The 17,167-nt window shown below is 64.5% G+C and carries 6 protein-coding genes and 2 pseudogenes; 2 read left to right on the forward strand and 6 right to left on the reverse strand.

Going from position 1 to position 17,167, the window contains the following annotated elements:
- Nucleotides 1-125 precede the first annotated feature (125 nt).
- The 3 genes and pseudogenes from CKW18_RS21835 to CKW18_RS21845 form a co-directional block, all read right to left on the reverse strand.
- Nucleotides 126-251, reverse strand: a pseudogene (locus CKW18_RS21835) (DUF2165 family protein); the annotation flags it as partial.
- Between the two features lies 1 nt (nucleotide 252).
- Nucleotides 253-663 (reverse strand): annotated as a pseudogene (locus CKW18_RS21840) (DNA adenine methylase); the annotation flags it as partial.
- Between the two features lie 309 nt (nucleotides 664-972).
- On the reverse strand, nucleotides 973-1,962 hold the full coding sequence (locus tag CKW18_RS21845) for an AraC family transcriptional regulator (RefSeq protein WP_238156176.1): 990 nt from the start codon (nucleotides 1,960-1,962) through the stop codon (nucleotides 973-975).
- A 232-nt stretch (nucleotides 1,963-2,194) separates the two neighbouring features.
- Between CKW18_RS21845 and CKW18_RS21850 the strand changes: the two genes are divergently transcribed.
- Nucleotides 2,195-4,249, forward strand: coding sequence for a TonB-dependent receptor (locus CKW18_RS21850; protein WP_095190704.1), 2,055 nt, complete (start codon nucleotides 2,195-2,197; stop codon nucleotides 4,247-4,249).
- Between the two features lie 65 nt (nucleotides 4,250-4,314).
- Here the strand turns inward: CKW18_RS21850 and CKW18_RS21855 are convergent, their stop codons facing one another.
- From CKW18_RS21855 to CKW18_RS21865, 3 genes are read right to left on the reverse strand one after another with little or no spacing between them, the layout of a single operon-like run.
- Entirely contained in the window at nucleotides 4,315-6,462 is a 2,148-nt protein-coding gene (locus CKW18_RS21855) for a TonB-dependent receptor (RefSeq protein ID WP_095190705.1), read from the reverse strand.
- 33 nt (nucleotides 6,463-6,495) lie between these two features.
- Entirely contained in the window at nucleotides 6,496-9,549 is a 3,054-nt protein-coding gene (locus CKW18_RS21860; RefSeq protein WP_095190706.1) for a hypothetical protein, read from the reverse strand.
- Nucleotides 9,546-10,430 (reverse strand): ABC transporter ATP-binding protein, encoded by an 885-nt coding sequence (locus tag CKW18_RS21865; protein ID WP_095190707.1) that lies wholly within the window; start codon nucleotides 10,428-10,430, stop codon nucleotides 9,546-9,548. The genes CKW18_RS21860 and CKW18_RS21865 overlap by 4 nt, the downstream gene beginning before the upstream one ends.
- A 294-nt stretch (nucleotides 10,431-10,724) precedes the next feature.
- On the opposite strand from CKW18_RS21865, the gene CKW18_RS21870 reads away from it, so the two are divergent.
- Nucleotides 10,725-17,144 (forward strand): non-ribosomal peptide synthetase, encoded by a 6,420-nt coding sequence (locus CKW18_RS21870; RefSeq protein WP_095190708.1) that lies wholly within the window; start codon nucleotides 10,725-10,727, stop codon nucleotides 17,142-17,144.
- Nucleotides 17,145-17,167 lie beyond the last annotated feature (23 nt).

The raw sequence follows: 17,167 nt of genomic DNA on the forward strand, positions 1-17,167 counted from the left end.
GGAATTTAGTCGACCGTGATGGAATATATCGAGGGCAGGCAGCTACTTACCGCCAATGGAAAAACGTCTGATCCATGTATCAGGGCTCTCGCTTCGAGGATCGAGTCGAACAGAAATCAAGGCGCTGCCCCCCAAATTAACAAGACGCCAGTCAGCCCTTCGCCGGCAATGATCAACGCATATGCGGCATGCCACAACCATGGTGTCGTAATTGCCCGATACAGCGCTGCATTACCCGGAAAGGTTGTATTGGTCGTTGATGCTGACCATCACTTTGCCTTTGCAGCGGCGCATGAAGTCGGCCATCCGCTCGTAGTTCTCGAACGGAAAGTCCACTCCGTAGCCGGCGGTCTGCCAGTAAGGCGGATCCATGTAGTGGAAGGTATGGGCGCGGTCGTAGCGTTCAGCGCATTCAAGCCAGGGAAGGTTTTCGACGTAGGTGCCGGACAGGCGCTGCCAAGCGGCCGAGAGGTTTTCCTCGATCCGCAGCAGGTTGATGGCCGGGGTAGTCGTCGCCGTGCCGAACGTCTGACCGGAGACCTTGCCGGCGAAGGCATGGTGCTGCAGGTAGAAGAATCGGGCGGCGCGCTGGATGTCGGTGAGGGTTTCGGGGCGGGTCATTTTCTGCCATTCGAACACTTGCCGCGAACTGAGCCTCTTTTTTTGCCTAGCGCGATCATGCTGGGTTTAGCCATGACAATCACCGCAGCAACCTTCAAAAAGCACCTCTGAAAGATCAGATTTATCCTCCATGGTCTATGGAAAGCAGCACCGGCTGCGCATAATTGCCAGTTACACTCTTTCGTTGCAGACTCATATTGGACAGCTGCGAGCATGTGAAAGTACCAGCCTTCCCAACCTCCATGTTCAAGTGGCTTTGGCAATCATGGCCTATTTCACTGTGGCATCCGTCAGATTTTCTGCGCACCTGCCTGCGTCAAACGTATCTGGATCTCTTAGGCTCAACTTCGTTTACAACGCACTAACACCAAATGATTTGCCTCTCCCACCGTTCTTGAGAGCCGAGGGGTTGATTCCGAACTGCTTACGAAACGCCGTGGCGAAATGGCTAGCGTTGGCATAGCCCAGGTCCGAGGCGATGCGCATCACGGATTCATCGCCGCTCATCAAGCGGCTGCGCGCCTGGATCATCCGTGCTTGCTGGAATACGCCGTAGACGCTGTTGAAGAACAGTTGGCGGAACCCGCGTGTCAGCTTGGGCTGGCTCAACCCGGACTCACGCGCCAGCTCCGACAGGCTCGGCGCCTTGCCCAGGTCCTCGAGCAGACGATCACGAGCACGCACAAGCCGTTGGCGGTCGGTGTTACTGACGCGACAGGTACATTCGGCGTCCTGGCGTGCTTCCAAGAACAGACTCACCAGGGTGACGCTTTGCCCGTAAAGCCACAGACTGCTGCGCGGCTGGGACGGGGGCAATCCGGCACCCTGGTCCATGGCGGTGCCGAGCAGGTGCGCAGTCGCGCTCATTTCGCCACTGCGATGGCCATCGAGAAAGCAATGGTCACAGGCCAACGCTTTGTTCAGCAGCGGGTCGAGTTTCAGCTCCCACTGCTCAAGCACTTCAGGACGAATCATCACAGTGATGTTATCGATCTCGCCGTGCTGGTGATAAAGACCATGGCGGCAACGACCAAAGCTGATGCTGCCGGCGCCCTCGTCAATCGCATAGCGCCGTTGCCGACGCCCCTCTTGAAAGCTGCACGAGGCCTTGCCCTTGAGCAGGTTGGTGAAACTGAAATGGATGCAATCGCTGTCGTCCTGCAAGGGTAATTCGATCGGCTGTTCGAACGTGCTTTGCCACCGCACGATGTCCAGCCCGTCCTGCAGCGACACGCGGGTGACGCGACAGTGCGCACCTGGCCCGAGGTCGCTTCCATATCCTCCCGTAATGATTCGCGAGACCCGCATCGGCTCCCCTGCGCCTCCTTGAACGGCTGACATCGTAAATCTCCTGGCTGACCGGATAAGGCTCGAATCAGATCACATCGGGGTAGAGGCGTGCAATTGATAACTATTAGCATCTGGCGCACTGCACAGGCTCCGCCAAATCGCCGCTGCCACCCCGCAACGCGCGCCGATCAGAATCTTCAGTCAAGGTCCCATCATGTCTGCACGATGCAACACGACGGCTACCCGCCAATCTTGCTATAAACGTAACACTATAACAATAGCCATGAGTTTGACACTGGCCAATTCGGCGCTCGCCGCCGCCACCAGCGAGCCCGTGCAACTGCCGGCCTCGACGGTGACTGCGCGCATGGAGCAGGAAGACCCGAAGGAAGTGCCCATCAGCCTCAGCGTGATCAGCGGCGAGCAACTGCGCACCCAGCGCCTCGACACGCTGGAAAGCGCGCTGCGCAACACGTCCGGCGTGAGCGTCAACTCCTCCGGAGGCCCGAATGACTTCAACGTGCTGATCCGTGGCGTTGGCTCGCTGTACCAGATGTCGATGGATGACAGCTCCGTGGCGTTCAATATCGATGGCGTGCCAGTGTCGTCGCGCAGCCTCGGCTTCGGCACCCTCGACGTCGAGCGCATTGAAGTGCTCAAGGGGCCTCAGGGCACGTTGTCCGGTGCGATTGGCCAAGCGGGCGCGGTGAATATCACCACGCGCCAACCGACCCGCGACCTTGAGGGTTATGTGCGTGGCGAAGTCGGCCAAGAAGGCCAGTTCCTCACCGAAGGCGCCATCGGCGGGCCGATCAGCGAGAGCCTCAGCGGTCGCCTGGCTGTGCGTCGTGCCGGCTATGACAGCTGGATCGACAACGACCAGACTAACCACCCCATCACCAAGCCACGTAACGGAGCTTACCGAGGCAGCCTGCTCTGGGACCTTAACGATGACACCCATGTGTTGGTCAGCGCCGAACGCCAGAAAACCGAGCGCGCCACCAACTCGCTGGTGTTGCGCCCTTACGGCAGCGACCCCAGCCTGGACCTGACGCCAGGCCTGTTCGACGACAACTACAAGACCACCGAGCGCTATACGCTCAAGGTCGATCACGACTTCGCCAACAGTCGCCTGACCTCCACCACCGCCACGTCCACCGCCGACTTCGAAGGCCTGATCGCCTACGACAGCAAACTCATGGGCGCCCTGTACGGAACCCCTAGCGAATTCTGGGTGGTGGACAAATCCTTCGAGCGCAGCTTGAGCCAGGACCTGCACCTGAGCTCGCTGCCCGACTCCGAGGTGTTCTGGGTAGCGGGCCTCGCCGCCAGCCGCAACGAGCGCAGCTACGACACGCCACGCAACACCTACGGCACCTCCGGCGCCAAATACCGTGACTTTACCACCACCACCTACGCCGGCTACGGCGAAGTCACCGTCCCCCTCACCGAGCGCCTGAAACTCACCACCGGCTATCGCCACTCCTGGGACCGCAAGACCTACGACGGTCAGTACTTCTCTGGCAGCAGTGCGGTGCAAGACGCCCGCAAGCTGACCGACGACTATGGCACCGGCCGCGTTGCCCTGAGCTACGCGCTCACGCCGCAAACCAACGTCTACGTGCAACTCGCGCGGGGCTATAAATCCGGTGGTTTCAATGACTATGCCTCGCAGGTCACCGACAGCGAACCCTACAAGGCCGCTGTCAGTAAAGCCGCAGAACTGGGCTTCAAGAGTGAAACCGAAGACCGTCGCGGCAGCGTCAACGGTACACTGTTCTTCGCCCGGGTACACGACGATCACCTCCTCGGCTACGACGCAGCAACCTTCGCCACCAATGCCTTCAACGCCGACACCCGCACCCGTGGTGCCGAACTGGAAGGCAGTTGGCGCTTCGATTACGGCCTGACCCTGGCCGCCAGCGCCACCTACCTCGATGCCAAGATCACCAGCGGCGTGCAAGGCATCCAGGCCGGTGACGTCGCCGCCGGCAACCGCACCCCAGATGTCCCGCGCTGGAGCGGCAACTTCAACGCCAGCTGGAAACACCCACTGGGCACCATCGCCAGCCTCGGTGAAACCACCCTCAACACCAGCCTGAACTACCACTTGGTGGGCGAGCGCGCGGCCGACCCGCAAAACCACTTCAACCTGGACAACTACGAGAAACTCGACCTGCGCGCGGGCCTGGAAAGCAAGTTCGGCGAAGTCTATGCCTTCGCCGACAACCTGCTGAACCAGACCTACGACACCTACGGTTTCTACAGTGACCCGGTGGCCTACGGTGCACCGGCACGCCGCCGTACCTTGGGCGTGGGCTACACCTATCAGTTCTGACCGCCCCCGTCGCCGGCAAGCCGGCTTGTAGGAGCCAGCTTGCAGGAGATGGCCACAACTGGAGTTCAGAACTGGTAGCTATACCCCACGCCCGCCGAACGCCCCCGCCCCGGCATGCCAGTCAGTACCTGGTCGGTGGAGTACGAGCCGTACAGGTCGTAGCGCGCATCCAGCAGGTTGTCGCCCCACAGGTAGACCTCCGAGCCGCCACTCTCCAGCCCCAGGTGCAGGTCCAGCTTGGCGTAGCCCTTGAGGTCGTAGTGGTTCTGCGGGTCGGCCGGGCGGTTTTTCTGTACGCGGTAATTGAGCAAGGTGTTCAGGCGTGGCGCCGGCAACCCGAGCAAGGCCCCCAGGTTCTTTTGCCAGGCGACGCTGAAGTTGCCGCTCCACAGCGGCACATCCGGCACGCGACTGCCCGCTGCCACGTCACCGCCGGACACACCCGGCGCATCCGACGTCACTACCGCATTGGTGTAGCTCACGGCACTGCCCAAGGTCAGTTCATCGGTGACGTGCCAAGTGGTCGACAGCTCGGCGCCCTTGCTGCGGGTGTCGGCATTCACCGCGCTGACCGCCAGGGTGTTGAAGTCGTAGCCCAGCAGGTGGTCGTCCTGCACGCGGGTGATAAACAGCGCCCCCTCCAGGCTCAGGTCGCCCCCGGCGCTTTCATGTTTGAAGCCCAACTCGGCGGAATTCACCTTGGCGGCCTTGTAGGGCTCGCTGTCCTTGATCGACGTGGCGTAGTCGTTGAACCCCGCTGACTTATAGCCCCGTGACAGCACCGCATACACATTGGTCTGCGGCGTCAGCGCATAGCTCAGCGCGACGCGCCCGGTGCTGTAGTTGTCCTGCAAACGCCGGCTGTCACTGACCTGCGCACCGCCACTGGAATAATCGGCACCATAGGTCTTGCGGTCCCAAGTGTGGCGCAGGCCGGTGGTGAGTTTCCAGTCTTCGGCAATCGGGTACGTCACTTCACCATAGACCGCGTAGCTGTTGGTGCTGAAGTCGCGCATCTGCTGTGCGCCATTGGTGAAGTTGTTGGAATCGAAACTGCGCTCGGAACGCGACAGGTTGAGTCCTGTCACCCAAAACATATCGGCATCCGCCAGTGATCCCAGGCGCAGATCCTGGCTCCACACGCGCTCATGGGCCGAGTCTTCGATCAGGTATTCGAACGGGGAACCGTACAACGCCCGCGTGATGTTGCGATCGTAGCCCTTGACCGCATTGAAGTCGGTGCTGGTGTAGGCGCTGATCGAGGTGATGCGTGATTGCGCCAGGTCGTGATTGAGTTCGAAGGAGTAACGCTCGTTGGTCTTCTGGTTGCCATCAAAGGTACCTGGCGTGTAGTCCAGGCTCGGGCGATTGCCAAACGGACGTAACAGTTCCAGGCCCGCATAGTGCTCGGCGCGCTGGCGCTCGGCAGTCAATAGGCCGGTGGTACCCTGGTCGTTGTCCCATAGCAGGCTGCCGCGCAGGGCCAGGTCCCGGGGTTTGGTCAGCGGGTCGCCGTCCTGTTGGTCATCGACCCAGTTATCAAAGCCGCTGCGACGCACCGCGATACGCCCGGCCAGCGAGTCGGTCAACGGCCCACCCACGGCGCCCTCGGTCATGAACTGGCCCTGGTTGCCGACTTCGCCACGCACATACCCCTCCAGCTCGCGCGTCGGTTTGCGGGTGGTGACGTTGATTGCGCCCGCCTCGCTGTTGCGCCCCAGCAATGTACCCTGAGGGCCCTTGAGCACCTCCACTTGCTGCACGTCGAGCGTGGCCAACGCCGCATTGCGCACGGACATCGGCACGCCGTCCACATTCAACACCACCGAGCCGTCATCCATGCTCATCTGGTTCAGCGACCCGACCCCACGAATACGCACATTGGCGTCATTGGCGCCGCCCCACGAGTTCACATCCACCCCCGGCGTGGTGCGCAGCGCGTCTTCCAGGGTGCGCAGGCGCCGGGTCTCCAGGGTTTTCCCATCAATCACCGAGAGACCAAAGGGAATGTCCTTGGCACTCTCCTGGCTCAACCGCGCGCTGACCGTCAGCGGTGCCAGTTCGATGGCCTCCGCAGGGGCCTGCGGCTGATAGTCAGCGGCATAGGCCGTGCACATCTGGCTGGACAAGCCCAGCGCCATGGTCTGGGTCAAGACGTTGGCCCGCCAGCCGAGGGGACGGCGCAGCGGTTGGATTAACAGTGCAGATGACATGACAACGCTCCAAAAGGCAGGGATGGTTCAAATTCATTGCGCAGGGCCCCAGCGCTCAAGCGCAGCGGCAATCGCGTCAGGATCAGGCGCGCCCAACAAGGGCTGGATCGCAGCCGGCCATCCCTGGCCGTTTCGGATGGCGGCGGTCATTGCCGTCAGTTGTTCGGGGCTTTGTTCGGCGGTCCATGCCAGGCTCGCCAGCGCTGCATAGGTGGCGGCCCAGCCATGCTCGCGGGCATCAGCCAGGGTGCCGACGGGTTCGCCGTCATTGCCCAGCGCGCGGGTCAGGTCATCGGCCATGAGTTTCACCAGTACCGCGCGCGCCTCAGGACCGTCTACATCCGCCACACACAGCAAGCCGATCGCGCCCGCCACGCCCTGGCTCAACCACAGGTAACCCGGCACCTGCCGCAGGTCGCTGGCGTCAATCAACACCCGGCGGGCAAGCAACTCGGCAATATGCGCACGGCGTGCCGAACGCCCGACGCCGGTCGCGGCCACGTCCCAATCCGGCGATTGGGCGAGCAACAGCTGACCGTGGCTCAAGCGGCTCTCGCCCATGCCGGTCGGCCAATGGCTCACGCCCTCCACCACCGGGCCACTGCCCAGGCGTCGCGCCACACAGGCGCTCATCAGGACCAGGTCTTCGCGCACTTCAACAGCCGTTTGCTGGCGGCTGGCATCCGCCTTTGCCTGCAAGCTGTAGGCAAAATCCAAAGGCGCCGTGCTGTGACCGTTGAAGTCCTGTCCATCAATCTCAACGTGCCATTGCCAGTCGCCCGCCGGCGCGATGGCCTCCACGGCGACGGCGGAACCTGCCGCCAAGGTGGGCACGTCGGCTGCCAAACCGACCTCGCTGCGTTGCACCGGCGCACGCAGCAGCCGCTCGCTGTCCAGCCCCAGGCGCGGCATAACACGGCGCGCTTCCAGCCACACGCCGTGCGGCCCCAACCAGAACGCTTCGCCTTCCGACGACCAGCCGTTGGCGCTGACAGTCCAGTTCAATTCCACATTACAGGCGTTCGTCGCACAAGGTGCCAGGGGCACGCGCAGGTGCTCGGTCGCCTGTTCGAACGTGACCGGTTGCCCCATCACGCTCACCGCCGTCACCTGCATGCCTGGCGGCAACTCGGCATCCAGTTGACTGGCGACCACGGCGTCCAGCGTCCACTGGCCCTCAACCTGACGCGCAGCGGAATCCACGCGCATCTGCACGCGCCCACCCGCCACCTGCCAGGCAGCCGCGTTGGCCACCCAGCGCTGTTCCCAGGCGGCGCGCTCGGCACGCCCTTCGGCCACCGATTGGTAGTCGCCCTGCTCCACCCAATAATGCTGCAAAGCCACGCCACAGCCCAGCAAACCCAAGGCGCCAAGGGCTAACACGGCAAGCGGCAACGGCTGGCCCACGTCAGCGAAACGGCGGCGCTCGGGACCGCGTGGCAGCGCCAGTGCCGCCACGCCGACCATCACCGCGCAACCTGCGAGTTTCCAGCCTGCCAGAGTGCCCAGATACGGTAACCAAGGCGCCCAGCCGGCGAGTTGCGACAACGCCACATGCGCCGGTATCCCCATCGCATAGGCGGGGTAGCTGACCAGCCCCAATTCGTGGTTGAGCACCAGGAAAAACGTCAGCAGCATCGACGTGGCGTAGGCGAGTCCCGAGCGGCGAATCAACGCGTGCACCAGCACCGTCAGCGCGGCCAGTTCCAGCAGCGGCGGCGCGAACACCAGCGCTTGGTAGACCAGTACAAAGCCCGGCGCCAGGCTGTCGGACGCAGCGATGGCGCTGATCAGCAGGCTGGCAATGCCTGGCACCAGCGCCAAGGTCAGGGTCGCCAACAACACACAGGCCGTACGGCCGAACAATCGCAGCCAGGTCGGTGCGGGGGTCGCCTGCAACATCGCGCCGAGGCCTTCGACGTCATCACGCCGACACACCAAGCCCACCAGCGCCGCGATAATAAAGGCGATCACCAGAAACAACGCGCTCGACAAGAGCGGCAGGGTCAGATCCGCCCGTGGCACCATCGGTCCGCGCGCATGCCACACGCCGTGGACAAAACCACTGAGCACGCCCATCACCAGCAGCAAGCCGAGCGCCACCCACCAGATCCGCCGTGCAAACAACTGGCGTACCTGCCAGCGCGCTTCATGCCACAAGGCGTGCGTCCAACGACTGGCCGTCAACGGACCCGGCAATTGCACGTCACGGCTGCGCAGCATAGGCGGTTCCGCCAGCACCGCACCGCTGCGCCGGCCCATCAGGCCCTGGCGCGTGGTGCGCGCCAACACCACGGCCAGTACCAGCAGCGGCAACACACACCACAACGCGCGGTTGAGCCAGAACCCTGGCGTCAGCGCCAGCAGCGACTGCGACTTCTGCGCAGTGCTCCAGGTTTCGACCTGGGCCTGGGCAAAGGTAAATAGCGACGGGTCCAGGCTGGCCGCCAACAGCGGGTTGATATGCCCGCCCTTGAGTACGACCACCGCAAACATCCACAGCAGCATCAATACCGTCGCCAGGGCAAAGGGCGCAGCCAGGCCACGGCTGCGCAACGCCAGCAGGTAATACAACGCACCGATTCCAGTACTCACCGGCAACAGCAAGGCGACCCAGGCAAAGGCCAACGCCGACCAGACCGGCGCACCGATACTGGCCGCTGGTACCCAGCCGAGCCAGCCCAATACCGGGCTGACCAGGAAGCCGATAATCAACGCACTGGCGAGTAACCCGCCCACCAGCGCCGCGCCGATAAAACGCCCCCACAGCAGCGCCGGCAGCGACAGCGGCAAGGCCAGCAGCACCTCTTCCAACTGCGCCTTGCGGTCGCGCAGGGCCGGCTGCGCAAACACCCAGGCCCAGGCAAAAAACAGGAAGAACATGCAACCGCACGACATCAGGTAAATCAGGCTGGGTGCATTGCGGGCGATGTCGCTGGCACCCATTTTCTGCACGTAGTCGGCATTCGTCAGGGACATCAGCAGGTAGCCGGTGAGGCCAAGAAACACCAACAAGGGAATGCCACTGCGCAGCCCCGCGCGGACTTCCACCCAGGCTTCACGCAACAGCAAGGCGAAGGTATTCATGCCTCCACCGCCTCGCCGGCCTGGGCCAGCGCCAGGTAATAGATATCCTCCAGGCGCGGCGCGTGGGGGCTGAAACGCGGGTCTGCTGGACGCTCGCCGTGCACGATCACGCGACTGCCTTGCGGGCTGGCGGCCACATGCAACGCTTCGGGCAACGATTCACCACGGCTGAACGGCGCTTCCCACAAGCGGCCCTGTTCGGCAGCGAGCAAGTCGGCCGGGCGACCTTCGACAATAATCTGCCCGCCGGCCAACACCGCCAGGCGGCTGCACAGGTTCTCGACGTCTTCGACGATATGGGTCGAGAGCAGCACGATGGATTCGGCGGCGACATCCGCCAGCACCCGATGAAAACGGTTGCGTTCGGCCGGGTCGAGGCCCGCCGTGGGCTCATCGACGATCACTAAGCGCGGCGACCCCACCAGTGCCATGGCGATACCGAACCGGCGCAACATGCCGCCCGAATAGGTCGCCAACGCACGGTGGGCCGCCTGCTGCAAGTTGACCTTATCCATCAGGGCCTCGATTTCCTCGCGGCGCTGGCGGTTGTCGGTACGGCCCTTGAGCCAGGCGAACCGGTCGAGCAAATCCCGCGCACTCACGCCGGGGTACGCGCCCAGTTGCTGCGGCAGGTAACCCAGGCGGCGACGCAGATGATCGGGGCCGCGCAGAACGTCCACGCCGTCCAGGTGGATGCTGCCGGCGTCCGGCAGTTGCAGGGTCGCCAGGGTGCGCATCAGGCTGCTCTTGCCGGCGCCGTTGGGACCGAGCAAGCCATACATACCGGGGCCAACACTCAGGTCCACGCCGCGCAGCGCTTCGACGCCATTGTTGTAGCGCTTGCGCAGGCCGCGCACTTGTAAACCCGAATCGACAGACATCCGCAACTCCATGAAGAGGCCCTGCAAGAGGGCGGCGAGCGACGGTAGTCAAGGCCGTGGGCCGGGCTCTACCCGATTCAAGTCATTTTCCAACCGCATCGCGCGGCGTATCGGCGTCATGTCCCGCAACTGCGCCCGTGCAATCGGCACTGGGCAAACGGATACGGGGCAAAAACGATTCGATCCGGGTAGTCGCCAAAATGAGAATGACTAGCATCTCCCCCATGCATTTGCCTGCCCCCAGCGCCTGGGCCAACCCCGGCCCGGGCCCTAGCGATGAGAAGACGTTGAGCCATGGCCACTCCCAGCACCTCAACCGCAACACTGCTGCGCCAATCCCTGTCCGACGCACTTGGACTGCCCGCCGACCAGGTGCCACTGGAGGCCAACCTGATCGAATGGGGCCTGGACTCCGTCACCCTGATCCGTCTTGCCGGCCAATGGCGGCGCCAGGGCCTGGCCGCGCGTTTCGCCGACTTGGTGGCGGACCCGCGCCTATGTAGCTGGCTGGCCCTGCTTGACACCGCCCCCACGGCCCCCGCGCCGGTCAGCACCGCCACCGATGACGGGCTGCCGTTCGAACTGGCGCCGATGCAGCACGCTTACTGGATCGGTCGCGCCCCTGGCCAAGCGCTGGGTGGCGTGGCAGCACACTTCTATAACGAGTTCGATGGCCACGACGTTGACCCGATACGGTTGGAAGCCGCCGTGCGTGCCCTGCTCGCGCGGCACCCGATGTTACGGGCGCAGTTTCTCGATGACGGCCGCCAGCAGGTCCTCGCGCACAGCCCGTGGCCGGGGCTCACGGTGCATGACCTGCGCCAGGCCGGCGCCGAACAGGTGCAACAACGGCTGGCAGCCTTGCGAGCCGAGCTGTCCCATCGCAAGTTGGCCGTGGAACAAGGCCAGGTGCTGGATATCCAGCTGTCGTTGTTGCCCGACGGCACCCGCCTGCACCTGAACCTCGACATGCTCGCCGCCGATGCCTTGAGCCTGCGCACCCTGCTCGGCGACCTGGTGCTGTTGTACCGCCAACATCCCCTGCCCGCGCTGGACTACACCTTTGCCCGCTACCTGGCTGACCTGCGCCAGGAACAGGCCAGCGCCGAGCAGCGGGATCGTCACCAACAGGCGCGCGACTACTGGTTGCAGCGCCTCGATCAATTGCCAGGTGCGCCGAGCCTGCCGATCAAGGCCCAGGGCGATGACCGCCAGGTCTGCCGCCGTCACCATTGGCTGCCGCCGTCAGAACGCCAGGCATTCGAACGCCAGGCGCGGGAGCACGGGCTCACGCCGGCCATGGCGTTGGCGGCGGTGTTCAGTGAAGCTCTTGGTGCTTGGTGCGATACACCCGAGTTGCTGCTCAACCTACCGCTATTCAACCGCACGCCGCTGCATGCCGACGTCGATCGCCTGGTCGGGGATTTCACTTCGTCGATCCTGCTGGCCTGGGACGGCCGGGTCGCCGGCACGTTTGCCGCACGCGCCACCACCCTGCAACGCCGCTTCCACAGCGATGTCGCACACAGTGCGTTTTCCGGCCTGGAGGTGTTGCGTGAACTGTCCCGCCAACGCGGTGAACAAGTGCTGGCTCCCGTTGTATACACCAGCGCACTGGGCCTGGGTGAGCTGATCGCCGAGGGCGTGCAGGCGAGTTTCGGCCAACCGGCGTGGATCATTTCCCAGGGCCCGCAGGTGTGGCTCGATGCGCAAGTCACCGAGCTGGACGGCGGCATCCTGGTCAACCTCGATGCACGTGAAGGGCTGTTCGCCGACGGTGTGCTGGATGGTATGTTCAAGGCCTATACCGACCTGTTGCAACGCCTGTGTTTTGACCCGGACGCCTGGCATCAGGCGCCGTCTGCGCTGATCCCCGCCGAGCAACTGGCCCTGCGCCAAACCGTGCAAGGCCAGCCTGCTGCCCTGCCCGTCAAGCGCCTGCATGAGGCATTTTTTGCCCAGGCACGCCTGACGCCCAGCTTGCCCGCGCTGCTGCAGGGCAACCATTCTGTCATCGGTTATGGCGAGCTGGCCGAGCGGGCCCTGCAAGTTGCAGCGTACCTGGAAGACCAAGGTATCCAGCGCGGCGATGTCGTGGCGCTGCAACTGCCCAAGGGCCCCGAGCAAGTTATCGCGGTACTGGGGATCCTCGCCTGCAGCGCCACGTACCTGCCCATCGGCATAGACCAGCCCGACGCACGCTGCCAGAAAATCTGCGAAAGCTCAGGTGCGCGGTTGCTGCTCAAGGCCCTGCCACCTGCGGGCCCCGCGCTGGACGCGCCCCGGCCCGGTGCGGTCAGCGACCTGGCCTACATCCTCTACACCTCCGGTTCCACTGGCGAACCCAAGGGCGTGGAAATCAGCCACCTGGCCGCCGCCAACACCGTGGACGACCTGCAACGACGCCTCCAACTGACCGCCGATGACCGCATCCTCGCGCTCTCTGCGCTGGAGTTCGACCTGTCGGTGTTCGACCTGTTTGCTGCGCTGTCCACCGGCGCGGCGGTGATTGGCATCGAGCCCGAAGCGCAGCGCGATGCCCCGCGCTGGCGTGAACTGGCCTTGCAGCACCGCGCCAGCGTGCTCAACTGCGTGCCGGCGTTGCTGGACATGTTGCTCGGTTGCGCCCCGGCCGACGCTCGCCTGCCGCTGCGTGCGGTGTTGCTCGGCGGTGACAAAGTCGCCCCGGACCTGGCGCCACGGTTGTGGGCCCAGGCGCCGGGCTGTCGCTTCATGGCCTTGGGCGGCGCTACCGAAGCGGCGATCCACTCGACGCTGTTCGAAGCCCTCCCCGGCCAGCCATTGGCTTGGCACTGCCTGCCCTACGGCAAACCGCTGGACAACGTCAGCCTGCGCATCGTCGACCACCAGGGCCATGACTGCCCGGACTGGGTGGCCGGGGAGCTGTGGATCGGCGGCGCCGGGGTGGCCCAGGGTTATCGCGGCGACCGCGTGCGCAGCGCCGAACGTTTTGTCGACTATCAAGGCCTGCGCTGGTACCGCACCGGCGACCGGGCGCGCTACCACCCCGACGGCACTGTGGAGTTCCTCGGGCGTAGTGACTTCCAACTCAAGCTGCATGGCTACCGCATCGAGGCCGGCGAAGTCGAGCAGGCACTGCTGGCCTGCCCAGGCGTGGAGCACGCTGTCGTATTGCTGGCCGGCCAGCAATTGGCGGCGGTGGTCCGTCTGGCGCACGGCGCCGTGCAGCCTGTGCAGATCGACCTGCCGGGCCTGGCCGAGCGCCTGCCGGCGTATATGATTCCCTCGCTCATCCTCGGCTGCGCGCAGCTGCCCTTGACCGGCAACGGCAAGGTCGACCGCAAGGCCTTGCACGCGTGGCTCGTCCAGCATAGTCCGGTGCAGCAGGCAAACCTGACGGCGCCCTGCGGCGTCATCGAACAGCAGGTGGCCCGCGCCTGGCAGCAGTTGCTTGGCTGTGGTGAGGTGTGCCGCGAACACAGCTTCTTTGCCCTGGGCGGCGACTCCCTGAGCGCCACCCGCCTGGTGCGCCTGCTCGCCGAACAAGGGCTGGGCGGTGCACGCATCGCCCAGGTGTTTGCCAAGCCGGTGCTGGCGCAGTTTTGTGTCGACCTGCATCAACAGGCACAGGCCGAACCCGCACACACCGTTGTTGCAGACCTGGCGCAACGCCACGCGCCCTTCCCGATGACTGAGGTGCAGCAGGCCTATTGGCTAGGCCGCGACCCCAGCCTCGTGCTGGGGGGTGTGAGTTGCCACTTCTACCGTGAATACGACGTCGAGGACCTTGACCTGCCGCGCCTGCAACACGCGTTGCAGCGCTTGATCGAACGCCACGAAATGCTGCGCGCTGTGTTCGACCACAATGGCCAGGCGCGCATCCTGCAACAAGTGCCAGCCTTCGTGATCGGCCAGGGCCACGCCAGCCTGGACGACCTGCGCGAACACTGTGCCCATCGCGTGTTCGCCCCTCACCAATGGCCGCTGTTCGATATGCAAACGGTGACCCACGGCCGGCACACACGCCTGGCGATCAGCCTGGACAATTTGATCCTCGATGCCCTGAGCATCCTGCGTTTCTACGCCGAACTCGATGCGTTGTACCGCGAGCCCGGCATTGCGCTGGCCCCGTTGGACCTGTCGTTTCGCGATTACCAATTGCAGTGCGCCCCGGCACCTGAAGAGCTGCACGCCGCGCAGCGCTTCTGGCAGGAACGCCTGCCCGAATTACCGCCCCATCCGCAGTTGCCGCTGGCCGCCGACCCCGCCAGCCTGGGCCGACCACGCTTTGAACGCCTGCAAGGGCAGATCGATGCCAGCGCCTGGCAAGCGATCCTGTCCAAGGCCCAGCAACAGGGGCTCACCGCCTCGGCGGTACTGCTCTGCGCTTTTGCCGAAACCCTCGGCCGCTGGAGTGCACGCCCAGACCTGAGCCTCAACCTCACACTGTTCGATCGCCGCCCCATGCACCCTCAGATCGACCAGGTAATGGGCGACTTCACATCGCTGACCCTGCTCGGGTATGTGCCCGTGGCGGGTGAGCGTTGGGTTGACCGTGCACGGCGTACGCAACACTCCCTGGGCGAGGCGTTGGAGCATCGCTGCGTGGGTTCGGTCAGCCTGCTGCGTCAGCTGGCCCGGGGCAATGGCGAACAACAGGTGAGCATGCCGGTGGTGTTCACCAGCGCCCTGGGTGTGCCGGATGGCACGGCGGCGCCGGTGGACGGCCCGTTTGCCCACCAGGTTTTCGGCCTGACACAAACCCCGCAAGTGTGGCTCGACCACCAGGTCGTCGAAGCCAACGGTGGCATTGCCCTTAACTGGGACCGTGTGGTCGGCCTGTTTCCCGAAGGTCTGGTTGAAGCGATGTTCGACGCTTACCTGCAGAGCCTCAATTGGTTGGCCGAGCACGCCTGGGACAGCGCGCCACCCGACCTGCTGCCCCAGGCCCAAGCACAACGGCGCGCTCAACTCAACGCCCCGGTCGACTGCGTGCCGGGCGACCCGACGCTGCACCAGGGTTTCTTTGAGCAGGCGCGTCATGCTCCGCAGCGCCCCGCCTTGTTATGGGGTGAACACGGCACGCTGAAGTACGGCGAACTGGCCGACCACGCGCTGCGTATCGCCCACAGCCTGATGGACGCAGGTGTCGCACCCGGCGACCTGGTGGCCGTGTCCCTGGCCAAGGGGCCGCAGCAGGTCGCCTGTGTGCTGGGCATTCTGGCGGCCGGCGCCGCCTACTTGCCGGTGGGTGTCGATCAGCCGTTGCAGCGCTGCCAGCGCATCCTGCAACAGGCCGGTGTGACCGTGATGCTCGCCGAGCACGACCCGCAACTGCCCGGCGTCAAACACCTCAAGCCCTCCACCGCGTTGAAGGCCGAACCGCTGGCGGCGCCACCGCCGCTCTCAGCGGGTGAACTGGCCTATGTGATCTACACCTCCGGCTCCACCGGCCAGCCCAAGGGCGTGGAAATCACCCACCGCGCGGCGATGAATACCGTGGCCGAGATCAACCGCTGTTATGGCGTCCAAGCCAGCGACCGGGGCCTGGCCCTATCGGCGCTGGACTTCGACTTGTCGGTGTACGACCTGTTCGGCCTGCTCTCGGTGGGCGCCGCGGTGGTGCTGATCGACGAAGACCAGCGCCGCGATGCCCGCGCCTGGCTCAAGGCATTGCAACAGCACCGCGTGACCCTGTGGAACAGCGTGCCGGCGCTGCTCGACATGCTGCTGGAAGCCAACGCTCAAGACCGCCAGCCCCTGGACCTAAGGGTCGCTCTGCTGTCCGGCGACTGGATCGGCCTTGATCTGCCGCAACGCCTGCAAGAGCAGGCCCACGGTTGCCGCTTTATCGCCCTCGGCGGCGCGACCGAAGCGGCGATCTGGTCGAATCACTTTGAAGTACGCCAGGCAATGCCGGGCTGGCGTTCGATCCCCTACGGCGTGCCGCTGGCCAACCAGGCCTACCGGGTGGTCGATGCTTTAGGCCGTGACTGCCCCGACTGGGTCACGGGGGAACTGTGGATCGGCGGTGCCGGCGTCGCGCGTGGTTATCGCCACGCGCCGCAGTTGAATGCCGAGCGCTTTGTCGACGGTTGGTACCGCACCGGAGACCTTGGTCGCTACCACCCCGATGGCCTGTTGGAGTTTCTCGGGCGCGCCGACAGCCAGGTGAAGGTCCGTGGCCATCGCATCGAACTGGGCGAAATCGAAGCCGCCCTGGCGCGTCACCCCTGTGTGAACAGCGCCGTGGCGCTGGTCGCCGACCACCGACTGATGGCCGCCGTTACGGCCAGCACCTGCGTCGAGGTGCTCGCACAGCATCTGGAGCAGTGCCTGCCGGCCTACATGCGCCCGGAACAGATCCTGGTGCTGGAACGCCTGCCCTTGAGCAGCAATGGCAAGGTCGACCGCCGTGCGCTGCTCGCTCCCTTGAGCGCCGCTGCCCAGCCACGGGACGCGATGGATGAGCAACCACTGAGCGCCGGCGAACAGGTGATCGCCGAGCTCTGGCAGCACTTGCTCAAGGTGCCGAGCGTCTCGCGCCACGACAACTTTTTCCGCCTGGGCGGCGACAGCCTGCTGGCCACGCGTTTTCTCGAAATGCTGCGCAGCCGTCTGGGCGTGGAACTGCCCATGGGCCAGTTGTTCGGTGCCGCCAGTCTGCTGGAAGTGGCGCAGACCCTCGAACGCCTACCCACCCCGCACACCGTTGAAGAAGGCGTTATCTGATGCCCGCGCAACCCCCCTTTTTT

Source organism: Pseudomonas sp. Irchel 3E19, assembly GCF_900187585.1.
GTDB lineage: Bacteria > Pseudomonadota > Gammaproteobacteria > Pseudomonadales > Pseudomonadaceae > Aquipseudomonas > Aquipseudomonas baetica.

What these genes read in the sequence shown, in the direction of transcription:
- CKW18_RS21845 (WP_238156176.1), bottom strand. Translation starts at nt 1,962, where the DNA reads ATGTCAGCCGTTCAAGGAGGCGCAGGGGAGCCGATGCGGGTCTCGCGA.
- CKW18_RS21850 (WP_095190704.1), top strand. Translation starts at nt 2,195, where the DNA reads ATGAGTTTGACACTGGCCAATTCGGCGCTCGCCGCCGCCACCAGCGAG.
- CKW18_RS21855 (WP_095190705.1), bottom strand. Translation starts at nt 6,462, where the DNA reads ATGTCATCTGCACTGTTAATCCAACCGCTGCGCCGTCCCCTCGGCTGG.
- CKW18_RS21860 (WP_095190706.1), bottom strand. Translation starts at nt 9,549, where the DNA reads ATGAATACCTTCGCCTTGCTGTTGCGTGAAGCCTGGGTGGAAGTCCGC.
- CKW18_RS21865 (WP_095190707.1), bottom strand. Translation starts at nt 10,430, where the DNA reads ATGTCTGTCGATTCGGGTTTACAAGTGCGCGGCCTGCGCAAGCGCTAC.
- CKW18_RS21870 (WP_095190708.1), top strand. Translation starts at nt 10,725, where the DNA reads ATGGCCACTCCCAGCACCTCAACCGCAACACTGCTGCGCCAATCCCTG.